The organism is Bacillus sp. EE-W1, from assembly GCF_009760835.1.
Taxonomy (GTDB): domain Bacteria; phylum Bacillota; class Bacilli; order Bacillales; family Bacillaceae_G; genus Bacillus_A; species Bacillus_A wiedmannii.
The window spans coordinates 14079-29809 of record NZ_WIPE01000005.1; the positions used below are offsets into that span (position 1 = coordinate 14079).

General features: G+C 39.5%; 16 protein-coding genes, 1 pseudogene and 1 other annotated feature. All 17 genes and pseudogenes read left to right on the top strand.

Annotated elements, in window-relative coordinates; all coding sequences use genetic code 11:
• The 17 genes and pseudogenes from GFJ36_RS00400 to rpsG all read left to right on the top strand — a co-directional run bounded on the left by GFJ36_RS00400 (position 1) and on the right by rpsG (position 15716).
• Positions 1 to 409 (top strand): annotated as a pseudogene (locus tag GFJ36_RS00400) (Mini-ribonuclease 3).
• Entirely contained in the window at positions 406 to 1149 is a 744-nt protein-coding gene (rlmB, locus tag GFJ36_RS00405) for a 23S rRNA (guanosine(2251)-2'-O)-methyltransferase RlmB (protein WP_000093757.1), read from the top strand. The pseudogene GFJ36_RS00400 and the gene rlmB overlap by 4 nt, the downstream one beginning before the upstream one ends.
• Positions 1150 to 1152: 3 nt before the next feature.
• Complete coding sequence (locus GFJ36_RS00410) at positions 1153 to 1665, top strand: NYN domain-containing protein (RefSeq protein WP_000997888.1); 513 nt, start codon at positions 1153 to 1155, stop codon at positions 1663 to 1665.
• 67 nt (positions 1666 to 1732) lie between these two features.
• Positions 1733 to 2392: an RNA polymerase factor sigma-70 gene (locus GFJ36_RS00415; protein ID WP_000387198.1), complete on the top strand. Its 660-nt coding sequence runs from the start codon at positions 1733 to 1735 to the stop codon at positions 2390 to 2392.
• 128 nt (positions 2393 to 2520) lie between these two features.
• On the top strand, positions 2521 to 2667 hold the full coding sequence (rpmG, locus tag GFJ36_RS00420; protein ID WP_002070160.1) for a 50S ribosomal protein L33: 147 nt from the start codon (positions 2521 to 2523) through the stop codon (positions 2665 to 2667).
• Positions 2668 to 2699: 32 nt separating this feature from the next.
• Positions 2700 to 2879 carry a preprotein translocase subunit SecE gene (gene secE / locus GFJ36_RS00425; protein ID WP_001241321.1) on the top strand — a complete coding sequence of 60 codons (180 nt, stop codon included), beginning with the start codon at positions 2700 to 2702 and terminating at the stop codon, positions 2877 to 2879.
• A 131-nt stretch (positions 2880 to 3010) separates the two neighbouring features.
• On the top strand, positions 3011 to 3544 hold the full coding sequence (gene nusG / locus GFJ36_RS00430) for a transcription termination/antitermination protein NusG (protein WP_000415794.1): 534 nt from the start codon (positions 3011 to 3013) through the stop codon (positions 3542 to 3544).
• A 167-nt stretch (positions 3545 to 3711) separates the two neighbouring features.
• Positions 3712 to 4137, top strand: a complete 426-nt coding sequence (rplK, locus tag GFJ36_RS00435) for a 50S ribosomal protein L11 (protein ID WP_001085872.1) — start codon at positions 3712 to 3714, stop codon at positions 4135 to 4137.
• A gap of 178 nt (positions 4138 to 4315) precedes the next feature.
• Positions 4316 to 5008: a 50S ribosomal protein L1 gene (gene rplA / locus GFJ36_RS00440; RefSeq protein ID WP_002096939.1), complete on the top strand. Its 693-nt coding sequence runs from the start codon at positions 4316 to 4318 to the stop codon at positions 5006 to 5008.
• Positions 5009 to 5057: 49 nt separating this feature from the next.
• Positions 5058 to 5201 (top strand) — a sequence feature (ribosomal protein L10 leader region).
• Between the two features lie 39 nt (positions 5202 to 5240).
• Positions 5241 to 5741, top strand: a complete 501-nt coding sequence (rplJ, locus tag GFJ36_RS00445; protein WP_000048721.1) for a 50S ribosomal protein L10 — start codon at positions 5241 to 5243, stop codon at positions 5739 to 5741.
• A 67-nt stretch (positions 5742 to 5808) separates the two neighbouring features.
• On the top strand, positions 5809 to 6168 hold the full coding sequence (gene rplL, locus GFJ36_RS00450; RefSeq protein ID WP_000159737.1) for a 50S ribosomal protein L7/L12: 360 nt from the start codon (positions 5809 to 5811) through the stop codon (positions 6166 to 6168).
• A gap of 76 nt (positions 6169 to 6244) precedes the next feature.
• The gene (locus GFJ36_RS00455) at positions 6245 to 6844 is read left to right on the top strand and encodes a class I SAM-dependent methyltransferase (RefSeq protein ID WP_048543031.1); all 600 of its coding nucleotides are present in this window, start codon (positions 6245 to 6247) and stop codon (positions 6842 to 6844) included.
• A gap of 290 nt (positions 6845 to 7134) precedes the next feature.
• On the top strand, positions 7135 to 10668 hold the full coding sequence (gene rpoB / locus GFJ36_RS00460; RefSeq protein WP_000147550.1) for a DNA-directed RNA polymerase subunit beta: 3534 nt from the start codon (positions 7135 to 7137) through the stop codon (positions 10666 to 10668).
• Positions 10669 to 10705: 37 nt separating this feature from the next.
• A complete protein-coding gene (gene rpoC, locus GFJ36_RS00465; protein WP_000567950.1) occupies positions 10706 to 14317 on the top strand; it encodes a DNA-directed RNA polymerase subunit beta' in 3612 nt (1203 codons plus the stop codon).
• Positions 14318 to 14430: 113 nt separating this feature from the next.
• The gene (locus tag GFJ36_RS00470) at positions 14431 to 14679 is read left to right on the top strand and encodes a 50S ribosomal protein L7ae-like protein (protein ID WP_000121828.1); all 249 of its coding nucleotides are present in this window, start codon (positions 14431 to 14433) and stop codon (positions 14677 to 14679) included.
• 114 nt (positions 14680 to 14793) lie between these two features.
• Positions 14794 to 15216 carry a 30S ribosomal protein S12 gene (gene rpsL / locus GFJ36_RS00475; RefSeq protein WP_001142341.1) on the top strand — a complete coding sequence of 141 codons (423 nt, stop codon included), beginning with the start codon at positions 14794 to 14796 and terminating at the stop codon, positions 15214 to 15216.
• Positions 15217 to 15245: 29 nt separating this feature from the next.
• Positions 15246 to 15716 (top strand): 30S ribosomal protein S7, encoded by a 471-nt coding sequence (gene rpsG / locus GFJ36_RS00480; protein WP_001137489.1) that lies wholly within the window; start codon positions 15246 to 15248, stop codon positions 15714 to 15716.
• Positions 15717 to 15731: the final 15 nt, after the last annotated feature.

Consider the following 15731-nt stretch of genomic DNA (forward strand, 5'->3'; position numbering starts at 1 on the left):
ATGATTGATGCAAAGCAATTAAACAGCTTAGCGTTAGCATATATGGGTGATGCGGTATATGAACAATATATCCGCTATCACCTACTTCAAAAAGGGAAAGTTCGTCCTAATCAATTGCATCGATTAGGGACAAGCTTTGTTTCGGCAAAAGCGCAGGCGAAAGTTGTTTATCATTTATTAGAGACAGCATTTTTAACAGAGGAAGAAGAGGCGGTACTAAGAAGAGGGCGGTAATGCAAATTCAGGTACTGTCCCGAAAAATACTGATGTACAAACATATCGATATAGTACAGCCTTTGAAGCGCTAATTGGCTATCATCACTTATTAAATAATCGTGAAAGATTAGACGAAATTGTATATAAGGCAATTGCTGTTTTAGAAGAAAAGGAAGGGGGCACATCATCATGAGTAGTGAATATATTATCGGACGTAACCCTGTAATTGAAGCGTTACGCTCAGGAAGAGATATTAATAAAATTTGGATCGCGGAAGGTGCTGCCAAAGGACAAATACAAATTGTACTAGCACTAGCGAAAGAAAATAAGATTATTTTACAACATGCACCAAAGAAGAAGTTAGACCAGTTAGTTGAGGGGAACCATCAAGGTGTAATTGCTCAAGTGGCTGCATATCAATATGCTGAGCTAGAAGATCTATTTAAAGTGGCAGAGAAGCGTAACGAAGATCCGTTCTTCTTAATTTTAGATGAAATCGAAGACCCGCATAACCTAGGTTCTATTATGCGTACTGCGGATGCAACAGGAGCTCATGGAATTATTATTCCGAAAAGAAGAGCTGTGGGACTTACTGCATCAGTTGCGAAAGCATCGACTGGAGCAATTGAATATATTCCTGTTGCACGTGTAACGAATTTATCTCGTACAATCGATGAATTAAAAGAACGTGGACTTTGGATTGCTGGTACAGATGCAAAAGGGAAAACGGATTACCGTAATTTAGATGGTAAAATGCCAATTGGATTAGTAATTGGAAGTGAAGGAAAAGGTATGAGTCGTATTATTGGTGAAAAATGTGATTTCTTAATTACTTTACCGATGGTCGGTAAAGTTACATCCTTAAATGCTTCAGTAGCCGCAAGTTTGTTAATGTATGAGGTATATCGTAAGCGTCACGAAATTGGTAAATAAAAAATGAACGATATTTTAATCGTTGACGGTTACAACATTATCGGAGCTTGGGGAGACTTGAAGAAACTACGGGATGTAGATTTGCAATCATCAAGAGATGCACTGATTGATAAGATGGCGGATTACCAAGGATACACAGGTACAAAGGTAATGATAGTTTTTGATGCTTATACAGTCCAAGGTATTGAAAAAAAGATGAAACAATCGCGTGTGGAAGTCATATTCACGAGGAAGAATCAAACTGCAGATGAAAAGATAGAGCAGCTTGCGATTGAGCTTAGAAATATAAATACGCAAATATATGTTGCGACTTCTGATTATACGGAACAATGGGTTATATTTGCGCAAGGTGCTCTTCGGAAATCTGCACGTGAATTGGAGTTGGAAGTACAAGCGATGGAGCAACAAGTAAGAAGGCGTACACAAGACACAAAAGAAAAGCAACCCGCCATGCGAAAGATATTTAGTAAAGATATTACAGAAAAATTAGAAAAATTAAGAAGAGGAGAGCGTTGAAGCATTGACGCTCTTTATCTTTTTACTGTATAATATTGCTAAATAAATAGCGGTCGGAGGGATCAAGGTGGAAGCAGGCTTCGTAAGTGTAGGCGACGTTACATTTCGTGATTTAGAGGATGAGGCAATCGTTGAGTTAGTTCGAAAAGGTAATACTGACGCTCTAGAATATTTGATTCACAAATATAAGAACTTTGTTCGCGCGAAATCGAGATCTTATTTCTTAGTGGGTGCCGATCGAGAAGATATTGTTCAAGAAGGTATGATTGGATTGTTTAAAGCGATTCGTGATTATAAAGAGGACAAGCTGTCTTCATTCAAAGCATTTGCTGAACTGTGTATCACTCGGCAAATTATTACCGCTATTAAAACAGCAACAAGGCAAAAACATATTCCGTTAAATTCATATGTGTCTTTAGATAAGCCGATTTATGATGAGGAATCTGATCGGACATTATTAGATGTTATTTCGGAAGCGAAGGTAACGGATCCTGAAGAAATGATTATAAGTCAGGAAGAATATACAGACATAGAATCTAAAATATCTGAATTATTAAGCGATTTAGAAAGAAAAGTGCTTTCTTTATATCTAGATGGTCGTTCTTATCAAGAGATTTCGGAACAGTTAAATAGACATGTGAAATCTATTGATAATGCTTTACAGAGGGTGAAGCGGAAATTGGAACGATATATGGAAATGAGAGAGAGTACCACTTTAAATTCATAACAAATGCTACAGGTGTAAAAAATCACCTGTTTTCTTTTTGTAGAGAGTGCAAAAGGCATGTCATTGACATTGTCTTTTGTTGTATGATACATTTTTAGGGACATAATGTTACAAGGTTGGTGTAACTAATGAGGAAAAAAGTTGTACTCTCATGTGAAGAGTGTAAAAATCGAAACTACTCTACGATGAAAGATACGAGCTCAGTAGAGCGACTTGAAATAAAGAAGTTTTGTAAAACATGCAATCAGCATACAGTTCACAAGGAAACAAAATAAATAATTGAAATAATACACTGGAGGTCCCGTAGATGCGTTTAACGAACTTTTTCGGCGATGTAGGTCGCGAAATGAAAAAAGTAAGTTGGCCTAAAAAAGATGAATTACTCCGTTCAACAGCGACTGTTATCGCTACAGTTGTCTTCTTTGCGATTTTCTTCGCAGTGGTTGATATGGGCATTTCTTCTTTAATTCGGTTAATTCTTGGTTAATTCTTGAATAAGAAGCACTTATCCATGATATAATGTTATTTATAAGAACTGTGTAAAGGCCCGGTGAACGGGTTTTTTCATTTGCGCAAAAAAATGTACGTCAGGGAGGGAAGGACGCTCGTCCTAAATGAATGGAAAAAAGTTGGTATGTTGTCCATACTTATTCTGGATATGAAAATAAAGTAAAAGCAAACCTAGAGAAACGTGTAGAATCAATGGGTATGCAAGATAAAATTTTCCGTGTTGTTGTCCCGGAAGAAGTAGAAGTAGAAATGAAAAACGGTAAAGAAAAATTAATGAAAAGAAAAGTGTTCCCAGGTTATGTATTAGTAGAATTAATCATGACTGATGACTCTTGGTATGTTGTACGTAACACGCCAGGTGTAACTGGGTTCGTTGGTTCTTCTGGTTCTGGATCTAAACCATCACCTCTATTAGAAGAGGAAGTGGTTACCATTATGAAGCATATGGGAATGGACAACGAAGTGGTTGATTTCGACTTTGAACTTCATGAGACAGTGCGTGTAAATGAGGGGCCATTCGCAGATTATACAGGTGCTATTGAAGAAATTGATGTGGAGAAGAAAAAGGTTAGCGTGCTTGTGGACATGTTTGGTCGCGAGACTCCAGTTGAGCTTGACTTCCATCAAATTGAAAAATTATAAAATGAAACTTGAAATGAATTGTAAAAAGTGATAATATCTTTTAAGTCAGTACGTCTTCGTTATCGGAGACGTTTTTTGAAAGATTTTATCCTTACAGATAAAATATGACGTGGGAGGGCAAATCACTGTCCAATTGACCACATCACGGACTTAAGGAGGTGTGTCTCGTGGCTAAAAAGGTAATTAAAATGGTAAAGCTTCAAATTCCTGCAGGTAAAGCTAACCCAGCTCCACCAGTTGGTCCAGCATTAGGACAAGCAGGTGTTAACATCATGGGCTTCTGTAAAGAGTTTAACGCTCGTACAGCTGATCAAGCTGGTCTTATCATCCCTGTTGAAATTACGGTATTTGAGGACCGTTCATTCACTTTCATTACTAAAACTCCTCCTGCTGCTGTTCTTCTTAAGAAAGTAGCTGGTATTGAGTCTGGTTCTGGTGAACCAAACCGTAATAAAGTGGCAACTGTTAAGCGTGATAAAGTACGCGAAATCGCTGAAACTAAAATGCCTGACCTAAACGCTGCTAGTGTAGAAGCTGCAATGCGTATGGTTGAAGGTACTGCACGCAGTATGGGCATCGTTATCGAAGACTAATTCGATTTGTTTTTTTTAAAAAGGTTGCGGGTCTGGAATTCCAATTCGCAACCTTTATTATCGTAAATGATTATCGTTTTTAAATAAATGGATGGCGCGCATCCTCAGGTTATACCTGAAAATAAGCGTAAACGTGGGAGGTTATTCCGCTAAAACCACATTCGAGGAGGAAATAAAAATGGCTAAAAGAGGTAAAAAGTACGTAGAAGCTGCAAAGCTTGTTGATCGTGCAACTGCTTACTCTGCAACAGAAGCAGTAGAATTAGTAAAGAAAACAAACACAGCTAAATTTGATGCGACTGTAGAAGTTGCATTCCGTTTAGGTGTTGACCCTAAGAAAGCTGACCAACAAATCCGTGGTGCAGTTGTTCTTCCACACGGTACTGGTAAAGTACAACGTGTATTAGTATTCGCTAAAGGTGAAAAGGCTAAAGAAGCTGAAGCTGCTGGAGCTGACTTCGTAGGCGATGCTGATTACATCGGTAAAATCCAACAAGGTTGGTTCGATTTCGATGTAGTAGTAGCAACTCCTGACATGATGGGTGAAGTTGGTAAACTTGGTCGCGTATTAGGACCTAAAGGTTTAATGCCAAACCCTAAAACTGGAACAGTTACTTTCGATGTAACTAAAGCTGTTAACGAAATCAAAGCTGGTAAAGTTGAATACCGCGTTGATAAAGCTGGTAACATCCACGTTCCAATCGGTAAAGTATCTTTCGAAGATGCTAAATTAGTAGAAAACTTCGGAACAATTGCTGACACTTTACAAAAAGTTAAGCCAGCTGCTGCAAAAGGTACTTACATGAAGAACGTAACAGTTGCTTCTACAATGGGACCTGGCGTACGTGTAGACGTTTCTACATTAGCGTAAAATTTGGAAGTTGACTTCATAAAGAAGTTTTTATATAATCATTTATGTTGTGAATTTAATTAGTGTACCGTAGACAGTAGGTGTCAATAGACTTAATTTCCTACCTAGGTGTTAATATACGAAACGGAATTTTTTTCTGTGACTATATGCCTCCATGTCTACAAGTTGGGCATGGAGGTTTTTAGTGCACTTTCGGTACATCTTCTATATAATCTACAGGAGGTGTAATAACATGAGCAAAGTAATCGAAACTAAACAACAAGTTGTAACTGAAATCGCGGACAAACTTCGCGAAAGTAAATCTACAATCGTTGTTGACTACCGTGGTTTAACAGTTTCTGAAGTAACAGAATTACGTAAAAACTTACGTGAAGCTGGCGTTGAGTTCAAAGTTTACAAAAACTCTTTAACTCGTCGTGCTGCAGAGTCTGCTGAAATGGCTGAGTTAAACGAATTCTTAACAGGACCAAACGCAATCGCGTTCAGTAACGAGGATGTAGTTGCTCCTGCGAAAGTATTAAACGACTTCGCTACAAAACATGAAGCTTTAGAAATTAAAGCTGGTGTAATCGAAGGTAAACTTGTAACACTTGATGAGGTTAAAGCTATCGCTACTCTTCCATCACGTGAAGGCTTACTTTCTATGCTTCTTAGCGTTCTTCAAGCTCCAATCCGTAACCTTGCACTTGCTACTAAAGCAGTTGCAGAACAAAAGGAAGAGCAAGGCGCTTAATTTTTTAAAAGATAATTACTTGTTATCTATAAAACAATACAAACCTATTTAAGGGAGGATATTTACAATGACTAAAGAACAAATCATTGAAGCAGTTAAATCTATGACTGTATTAGAACTTAACGACTTAGTAAAAGCTATCGAGGAAGAATTCGGCGTAACTGCTGCTGCTCCTGTAGCTGTAGCTGGTGGCGCTGGTGAAGCTGCTGCTGAGAAAACTGAATTTGACGTAGTACTTGCAAGTGCTGGCGCTCAAAAAATCAAAGTTATCAAAGCTGTACGTGAAATCACTGGTCTTGGCTTAAAAGAAGCTAAAGAATTAGTTGACAACACTCCAAAAGCAATCAAAGAAGGCGTTTCTAAAGAGGAAGCTGAAGAAATGAAAGCTAAACTTGAAGAAGTTGGCGCTGCTGTAGAAGTTAAGTAATTAACTTTTGATGCTTTAAAAAAAGCTCGCTCTCATGCGAGCTTTTTTTTTAACTGTAAAGAAAAGAGGTGGCCATATGGCAGACCATTATTTTTCTAACGACCCTTCTAGTAAAAGTGATCGTAAACGATGGGAATTTACACTTCGTGGATCTCAATTTACTTTCTTATCTGACCGTGGGGTGTTCTCGAAAAACGAAGTGGACTTTGGTTCTCGTCTTTTAATTGAAGCGTTTCAAGTGCCAGATATTAAAGGTGATATATTAGACGTAGGTTGTGGATATGGACCAATTGGTTTATCGTTGGCGAAAGAGTTTCAAGACCGTAAAGTTCACATGGTGGATGTGAATGAAAGGGCGCTTGAGCTTGCGAAAGAAAATGCCGCTAACAATAGAATTGGAAATGTACGCATTTTTCAAAGTAGCGTCTATGAAAATGTAGATGGTATGTATGCTGCTATTCTATCTAATCCTCCAATTCGTGCAGGTAAAGATATCGTGCATGAGATTTTAGAAAAGGCTGTAGAGTATTTAGTTCCAGGTGGAGAGTTGTGGATTGTTATTCAAAAGAAGCAAGGTGCACCATCTGCACTGAAGAAACTAGAGGAAGTATTTTCTGAAGTCGAAGTTGTAGAAAAGAAAAAAGGATATTATATCATAAAATCAAAAAAACGTTGACGGTTATTTTTGGCTATGTTAACATTATACAATGCCAATATATGATTTTCTGCGTTGAGAAAGATGTATATTTTTGTTTCTCTTGGAAAAGATAGTAAAATCAGCAGATTATGAAACAGAATGATGGTTTTCTTATAGAAGCCATTTTTCTTTTTTGAGCAGGTAGAAAGACTCAACGTATTTATCTTTAAGAGAAAAAACTACGCTAATAGCAGTAGTTGTATTTATTTGTGATTTTGCACAAATTTTTTTGTGCATTTATAATACTCATGATTTGAGGGGTGAAGCAGTTGACAGGTCAACTAGTTCAATACGGACGCCACCGCCAACGAAGAAGTTATGCCCGTATTAGTGAAGTATTAGAGTTACCAAATCTTATCGAAATTCAAACCTCTTCTTATCAGTGGTTTCTTGATGAGGGTTTGCGAGAAATGTTCCAGGACATTTCTCCGATCGAAGACTTTACGGGAAATCTATCGCTTGAATTTATCGACTACAGCTTAGGTGAACCTAAATACTCTGTAGACGAATGCAAAGAGCGTGATGTGACGTATGCAGCACCACTTCGTGTAAAAGTGCGTCTAATCAACAAGGAAACTGGTGAAGTAAAAGAACAAGATGTGTTCATGGGAGATTTCCCACTCATGACAGAGACTGGAACATTCGTAATTAACGGTGCAGAACGTGTTATCGTTTCCCAGTTAGTTCGCTCTCCAAGCGTATACTATAGTGGCAAAGTGGATAAAAACGGAAAACGTGGTTTTACTGCTACTGTAATTCCAAACCGCGGAGCTTGGTTAGAGTATGAGACAGATGCTAAGGATGTTGTATATGTGCGTATTGACCGTACGCGTAAACTTCCTGTAACTGTTTTGTTACGCGCATTAGGGTTTGGCTCTGATCAAGAAATCACCGAGCTTTTAGGTGATAACGAATACTTAAGCAACACATTAGAAAAAGACAACACAGATAGCACAGAAAAAGCATTGCTTGAAATTTATGAGCGTCTACGTCCTGGTGAACCACCAACAGTAGAAAATGCTAAGAGCTTACTTGTGTCTCGTTTCTTCGATCCAAAGCGCTACGATTTAGCAAATGTAGGTCGCTATAAGATCAACAAGAAGTTACACATTAAAAACAGATTGTTTAATCAACGTTTAGCTGAAACATTAGTGGATCCAGAAACTGGTGAAATTTTAGCGGCGGAAGGAACAATCTTAGATCGTCGTACACTTGATCGCATTTTACCTTACTTAGAGAAAAACATTGGATTCAAAACAGCGAAACCAATGGGTGGAGTGGTAGAAGGCGATGTTGAGCTGCAATCTATTAAAATTTATGCTCCTGAGTCAGAAGGCGAACGCGTAATTAATGTAATTGGTAATGCAAATATTACTCGTGATGTAAAACACATCACACCAGGTGATATCCTTGCTTCTATCAGTTACTTCTTCAACCTACTATACAAAGTGGGGGATACAGATGATATCGACCATTTAGGAAACCGTCGTCTGCGTTCTGTTGGAGAACTATTACAAAATCAATTCCGTATCGGTCTTTCTCGTATGGAACGTGTTGTTCGTGAGAGAATGTCGATTCAAGATACAAATGCAATTACACCACAAGCGTTAATTAACATTCGCCCGGTTATTGCATCTATTAAAGAGTTCTTCGGAAGTTCTCAGTTATCTCAGTTCATGGATCAAACAAACCCATTAGCAGAGTTAACTCACAAACGAAGACTATCTGCATTAGGACCCGGTGGTTTAACGCGTGAGCGCGCAGGCTTTGAAGTACGTGACGTTCACTACTCTCACTATGGTCGTATGTGTCCGATTGAAACGCCAGAGGGACCAAACATCGGTTTGATTAACTCATTATCATCGTTCGCGAAAGTAAATGAGTTTGGTTTCATTGAAACACCATACCGTCGTGTTGATCCAGAATCTGGTCTTGTAACAGGGCAGGTTGATTACTTAACAGCAGATGAAGAAGATAATTATGTTGTAGCCCAAGCGAATATGAAATTATCTGAAGAAGGAGAATTCCTTAGCGAAGATATCGTAGCTCGTTTCCGTGGTGAAAACATTGTCACAAATAAAGAACGCATCGACTACATGGATGTATCTCCAAAACAAGTAGTGTCGGCAGCGACAGCTTGTATTCCGTTCTTAGAAAACGATGACTCTAACCGCGCACTTATGGGAGCGAACATGCAACGTCAGGCGGTTCCGTTAATGAATCCGGAATCTCCGATTGTAGGTACAGGTATGGAGTACGTATCAGCAAAAGACTCAGGTGCTGCAGTAATCTGTAAACATCCTGGTGTTGTTGAACGCGTAGAAGCACGTGAAGTTTGGGTACGTCGCTATGTAGAAGTTGACGGTCAAACAGTAAAAGGCGACTTAGATCGTTACAAAATGCAAAAATTCATTCGTTCTAACCAAGGAACTTGCTACAACCAACGTCCAATCGTAAGTGTTGGAAATGAAGTTGTAAAAGGTGAGATTCTTGCGGATGGTCCTTCTATGGAATTAGGTGAACTAGCACTTGGACGTAACGTGCTTGTTGGCTTCATGACTTGGGACGGTTATAACTACGAGGATGCGATCATTATGAGTGAGCGCCTTGTAAAAGATGATGTGTACACTTCTATTCATATTGAAGAATATGAGTCAGAAGCTCGTGATACGAAGCTTGGACCAGAAGAAATTACACGTGACATTCCAAACGTTGGGGAAGATGCATTACGCAACCTTGACGAGCGCGGTATCATTCGCGTTGGTGCGGAAGTAAAAGATGGAGATTTACTTGTTGGTAAAGTAACACCTAAAGGTGTAACAGAATTAACAGCTGAAGAACGTCTATTACATGCTATCTTTGGAGAAAAAGCACGTGAAGTACGTGATACATCACTACGTGTACCACACGGTGGTGGCGGTATTATCTTAGACGTAAAAGTATTCAACCGTGAAGATGGCGATGAATTGCCACCAGGCGTGAATCAACTTGTACGTGCATATATCGTTCAAAAACGTAAAATCTCTGAAGGTGACAAGATGGCCGGACGTCACGGTAACAAAGGTGTTATCTCTCGTATTTTACCAGAAGAAGATATGCCTTACTTACCAGACGGTACGCCAATCGATATCATGTTAAACCCATTAGGGGTACCATCTCGTATGAATATCGGTCAGGTATTAGAGCTTCATCTTGGTATGGCAGCAAGATACCTTGGTATTCACATTGCAACACCAGTATTCGATGGTGCTCGTGAGGAAGATGTTTGGGGCACGATTGAAGAAGCTGGTATGGCAAATGACGCGAAAACAATCCTGTATGACGGACGTACTGGTGAACCATTCGATAACCGCGTATCTGTTGGTGTCATGTATATGATCAAACTTGCGCACATGGTTGACGATAAACTTCATGCTCGTTCTACTGGACCATACTCACTTGTAACGCAGCAGCCTCTTGGAGGTAAAGCTCAGTTCGGTGGACAGCGTTTCGGTGAGATGGAGGTTTGGGCACTTGAAGCTTACGGTGCTGCTTATACTCTTCAAGAAATCTTAACAGTGAAGTCTGATGATGTTGTTGGACGTGTTAAGACGTATGAAGCAATTGTTAAAGGTGAAAATGTTCCAGAACCAGGCGTTCCTGAATCATTCAAAGTATTGATTAAAGAGCTGCAAAGTTTAGGTATGGACGTTAAAATGATGTCTAGCGACGATAAAGAAATTGAAATGCGTGATACAGAAGATGACGATGATCATCAATCAGCAGATAAATTGAATGTCGAAGTTGAGACAACTAAAGAATAATTGGGATAACCTGTAGACTAAAAGGGAGGTAGGCCCCTTGATAGATGTAAATAACTTTGAATATATGAAGATTGGACTTGCTTCACCTGACAAGATTCGTTCTTGGTCATACGGTGAAGTTAAGAAACCAGAAACAATTAACTATCGTACGTTAAAGCCTGAAAAAGATGGCTTGTTCTGTGAGCGTATTTTCGGACCACAAAAGGACTGGGAATGTCATTGCGGAAAATACAAACGTGTACGTTATAAAGGTGTAGTTTGTGATCGATGTGGCGTTGAAGTAACGCGTGCAAAAGTTCGTCGTGAACGTATGGGTCATATCGAATTAGCTGCTCCTGTATCTCATATTTGGTATTTCAAAGGTATCCCGAGCCGCATGGGACTTGTCTTAGACATGTCCCCTCGCGCGCTTGAAGAAGTAATTTATTTCGCTTCTTATGTTGTAACAGAAAGTGGAGATACACCACTTGATAAGAAGCAATTACTTTCTGAAAAAGAATACCGTGCATATCGTGATCGATATGGTAGCACATTCCAAGCTGCTATGGGTGCGGAAGCGATTAAAAAGCTACTACAAGACATCGATTTAGATAAAGAAGTAGACTTCTTAAAAGAAGAATTAAAAACAGCGCAAGGACAACGCCGTACTCGTGCTATTAAACGTCTAGAAGTATTAGAAGCATTCCGTAACTCTGGAAATCACCCATCTTGGATGATCCTAGATGTTCTTCCAGTTATCCCGCCAGAACTACGCCCAATGGTACAGTTGGATGGTGGACGTTTTGCTACTTCTGACTTAAACGACTTATACCGTCGTGTAATTAACCGTAATAATCGTTTAAAACGTCTATTGGACTTAGGTGCACCAAGCATCATCGTTCAAAACGAAAAACGTATGTTACAAGAAGCTGTAGACGCATTAATCGATAATGGTCGCCGCGGCCGTCCAGTTACTGGACCAGGTAACCGTCCATTAAAATCACTATCTCACATGCTTAAAGGTAAACAAGGACGTTTCCGTCAAAACTTATTAGGTAAACGTGTTGACTACTCTGGCCGTTCTGTAATCGTTGTAGGACCGAACTTAAAGATGTACCAATGTGGATTACCGAAAGAAATGGCGCTTGAATTGTTTAAGCCTTTCGTTATGAAAGAGTTAGTTGGAAAAGGTTTAGCACACAACATTAAGAGTGCTAAACGTAAAATTGAGCGTGTACAACCTGAAGTTTGGGACGTTTTAGAATCTGTGATCAAAGAGCATCCAGTACTTCTAAACCGCGCACCAACACTTCACCGTCTTGGTATCCAGGCGTTTGAACCTACATTAGTAGAAGGTCGCGCAATTCGTCTTCACCCACTTGTATGTACTGCATACAACGCGGACTTTGACGGTGACCAAATGGCAGTTCACGTACCGTTATCATCAGAGGCACAAGCAGAAGCTCGTATTCTTATGTTAGCGGCACAAAACATCTTGAATCCAAAAGACGGAAAACCAGTTGTTACTCCATCTCAGGATATGGTATTAGGTAACTACTACTTAACACTTGAGCGTGAAGGCGCAATCGGTGAAGGTATGGTCTTCAAAGATGCAAACGAAGCAATACTTGCATACCAAAATGGATATGTACATCTGCACACACGTGTTGCAGTTGCTGCAAGTTCGGTAAATAATGTAACGTTTACTGAAGAGCAAAAGAGTAAGCTTCTATTAACAACAGTTGGTAAATTAATATTTAACGAAATCTTACCAGAGTCGTTCCCTTATATTAATGAACCAACAAACTCAAACCTTGAAAAAGAAACACCAGCGGAATATTTCGTTGAAAAAGGTGCGAACATTAAAGAAATTATTGCTAGTCGCGAAGAAGTGGCGCCATTTAGCAAGAAGATTCTTGGTAACATCATTGCGGAAGTATTCAAACGTTTCCAAATTACGGAAACATCTCGCATGCTTGACCGTATGAAAAACTTAGGATTTAAGTACTCTACAAAAGCTGGTATTACAGTTGGGGTATCTGACATTCTTGTATTAGGCGAAAAAGATGAAATTCTCCATGAAGCACAAGCAAAAGTAGATAATGTAATTAAACAATTCCGTCGCGGTTTAATCACGGAAGAAGAACGTTACGATCGCGTTATCTCTATTTGGAGTAATGCAAAAGATGTTATCCAAGGAAAACTGATGAAATCCTTGAATAAACGCAACCCAATCTTCATGATGAGTGATTCAGGTGCCCGTGGTAACGCATCGAACTTTACTCAGCTTGCTGGTATGCGTGGTCTGATGGCCAATCCATCTGGTCGTATTATCGAACTTCCAATTAAATCAAGTTTCCGTGAAGGTTTAACAGTACTTGAGTACTTCATCTCTACGCATGGTGCGCGTAAAGGTCTTGCCGATACAGCACTTAAAACTGCCGATTCTGGTTACTTAACACGTCGTCTTGTAGACGTTGCACAAGATGTAATTGTCCGTGAAGATGATTGTGGAACAGATCGTGGTCTATTAATTGGTGCGATTAAAGAGGGTAATGAAGTAATTGAGTCATTATATGATCGTCTTGTTGGACGTTTTGCAAGAAAAACTGTAAAACATCCTGAAACAGGTGAAGTATTAGTTAGTGAAAACCAACTAATTACTGAAGATATCGCGCATATCGTTGAAAATTCGGGTGTTGAAACTGTAAACATTCGTTCAGCGTTCACGTGTAACACTCGCCACGGTGTATGTAAGAAGTGTTACGGTCGAAACTTAGCAACTGGTACAGACGTAGAAGTAGGAGAAGCGGTAGGTATTATCGCAGCTCAATCTATCGGTGAGCCAGGTACACAGTTAACGATGCGTACGTTCCATACAGGTGGGGTTGCCGGAGATGATATCACTCAAGGTTTACCTCGTATCCAAGAGATCTTCGAAGCTCGTAACCCGAAAGGTCAGGCAGTTATCAGTGAAATTGATGGTGTTATCGCAGCGATTAACGATGTTAAAGATCGCCAAGAAGTAGTTGTACAGGGTGAAGTTGAAGCTCGTACGTATGCTATTCCTTACGGTGCACGTCTGAAAGTAACTCTAGGACAGCCAATTAGCCACGGTAAAGAGTTAACAGAAGGTTCTATTGATCCGAAAGAATTACTAAAAGTAACGGACATTACGGCGGTTCAAGAATACTTACTACGTGAAGTTCAAAAAGTATACCGTATGCAAGGGGTAGAAATTGGTGACAAACACGTAGAAGTAATGGTACGTCAAATGTTACGTAAAGTTCGTGTAAGTGATGCGGGTGAAACAGATGTATTACCAGGAACACTACTAGATATCCATCAGTTTACTGATGCGAATGCGAAGGTGTTACTGAAAGGTAAACAACCAGCAACGGCTAGACCTGTTCTACTTGGTATTACAAAAGCTTCACTTGAAACTGATTCATTCTTATCTGCAGCATCGTTCCAAGAAACGACACGTGTCTTAACTGATGCAGCGATTAAGGGTAAACGCGATGAGCTTCTAGGATTGAAAGAAAATGTTATTATCGGTAAACTTGTTCCTGCTGGAACAGGTATGAATCGTTATCGCAAAGTGGATCTTGTAAAAACAACACAAGGTGACATGAATGTAGAAAACGATGAAGTTTATGTGGAACAGTAAAATTTTCCGTCGTAAATTTTGTATAAAAACAGTTAATCCTAGTTGACATTGTATGAGTCAAAATGTTACTATAATCAAGGTTGCTCCTGAACGATGCTTTGGAGGATATTTATATGTCTTATCAAAAAGTGTCAAATGCTGAAAATGTAGTCGTTGGTCATAAACGCACATTGGAGGCAATCAAAAATGGTATAGTTAAAGAAGTTGTTATTGCGGAAGATGCTGATATGCGGTTAACCCATATGATCATTCGTACCGCCTTGCAACATAACATACCCATAACCAAAGTTGAATCAGTTCGTAAGCTTGGAAAAGTTTCGGGGATTCAAGTGGGAGCTTCAGCAATAGGAATAATAAGTTAAAACTGTTTTTGTGAGGAGAGAGCATTTGCTCTTCCTTGCAAAAACTTTGTTTTCAACTAATAATGAACCACCTGGATATGTGGTCATACAAACATGCGAAGGGAGGATAATCAAATGCCTACTATTAACCAATTAGTGAGAAATGGTCGTACTGATAAAGTATGGAAATCTAAATCACCTGCGTTAAACAAAGGGTTCAACTCTTTAAAGAAAAAATCAACTGATATCTCTGCACCTCAAAAACGTGGTGTATGTACTCGTGTTGGTACAATGACTCCAAAGAAACCTAACTCAGCGTTACGTAAATACGCTCGTGTACGTTTAACAAACGGTATCGAGGTTACAGCTTACATCCCAGGTATCGGTCATAACCTACAAGAGCATAGCGTAGTATTAATTCGCGGTGGTCGAGTAAAGGATTTACCAGGGGTACGTTACCACATCGTTCGTGGTGCGCTTGATACAGCTGGTGTTGACAAACGTATGCAAGGACGTTCTAAATATGGTACTAAGCGACCAAAACCTGCTAAAAAATAATAAACTTATAATGAAAGGAGGAACTCAATATGCCTCGTAAAGGACCTGTTGCGAAACGTGACGTGTTACCAGATCCAATGTACAAGTCTAAGCTAGTAACACGCCTTATCAACAAAATGATGGTTGACGGTAAAAAAGGTAAATCTCAAACAATTCTTTATAACGCTTTCGATATCGTTCGTGAACGTTCAGATAAAGACCCTATGGAAGTATTCGAGCAAGCTCTTAAGAACATCATGCCTGTTCTTGAAGTACGTGCTCGTCGTGTTGGTGGTGCTAACTACCAAGTTCCAGTTGAGGTTCGTCCAGAACGCCGTACAACTTTAGGTCTTCGCTGGTTAGTAAACTATGCTCGTCTTCGTGGTGAAAAAACTATGGAAGAGCGTCTAGCTTACGAAATCTTAGATGCAGCTAACAATGCTGGTGCATCTGTTAAGAAACGTGAAGACACTCATAAAATGGCAGAAGCTAACAAAGCATTTGCTCATTACCGTTGGTAGGATTCAACGTAAAAT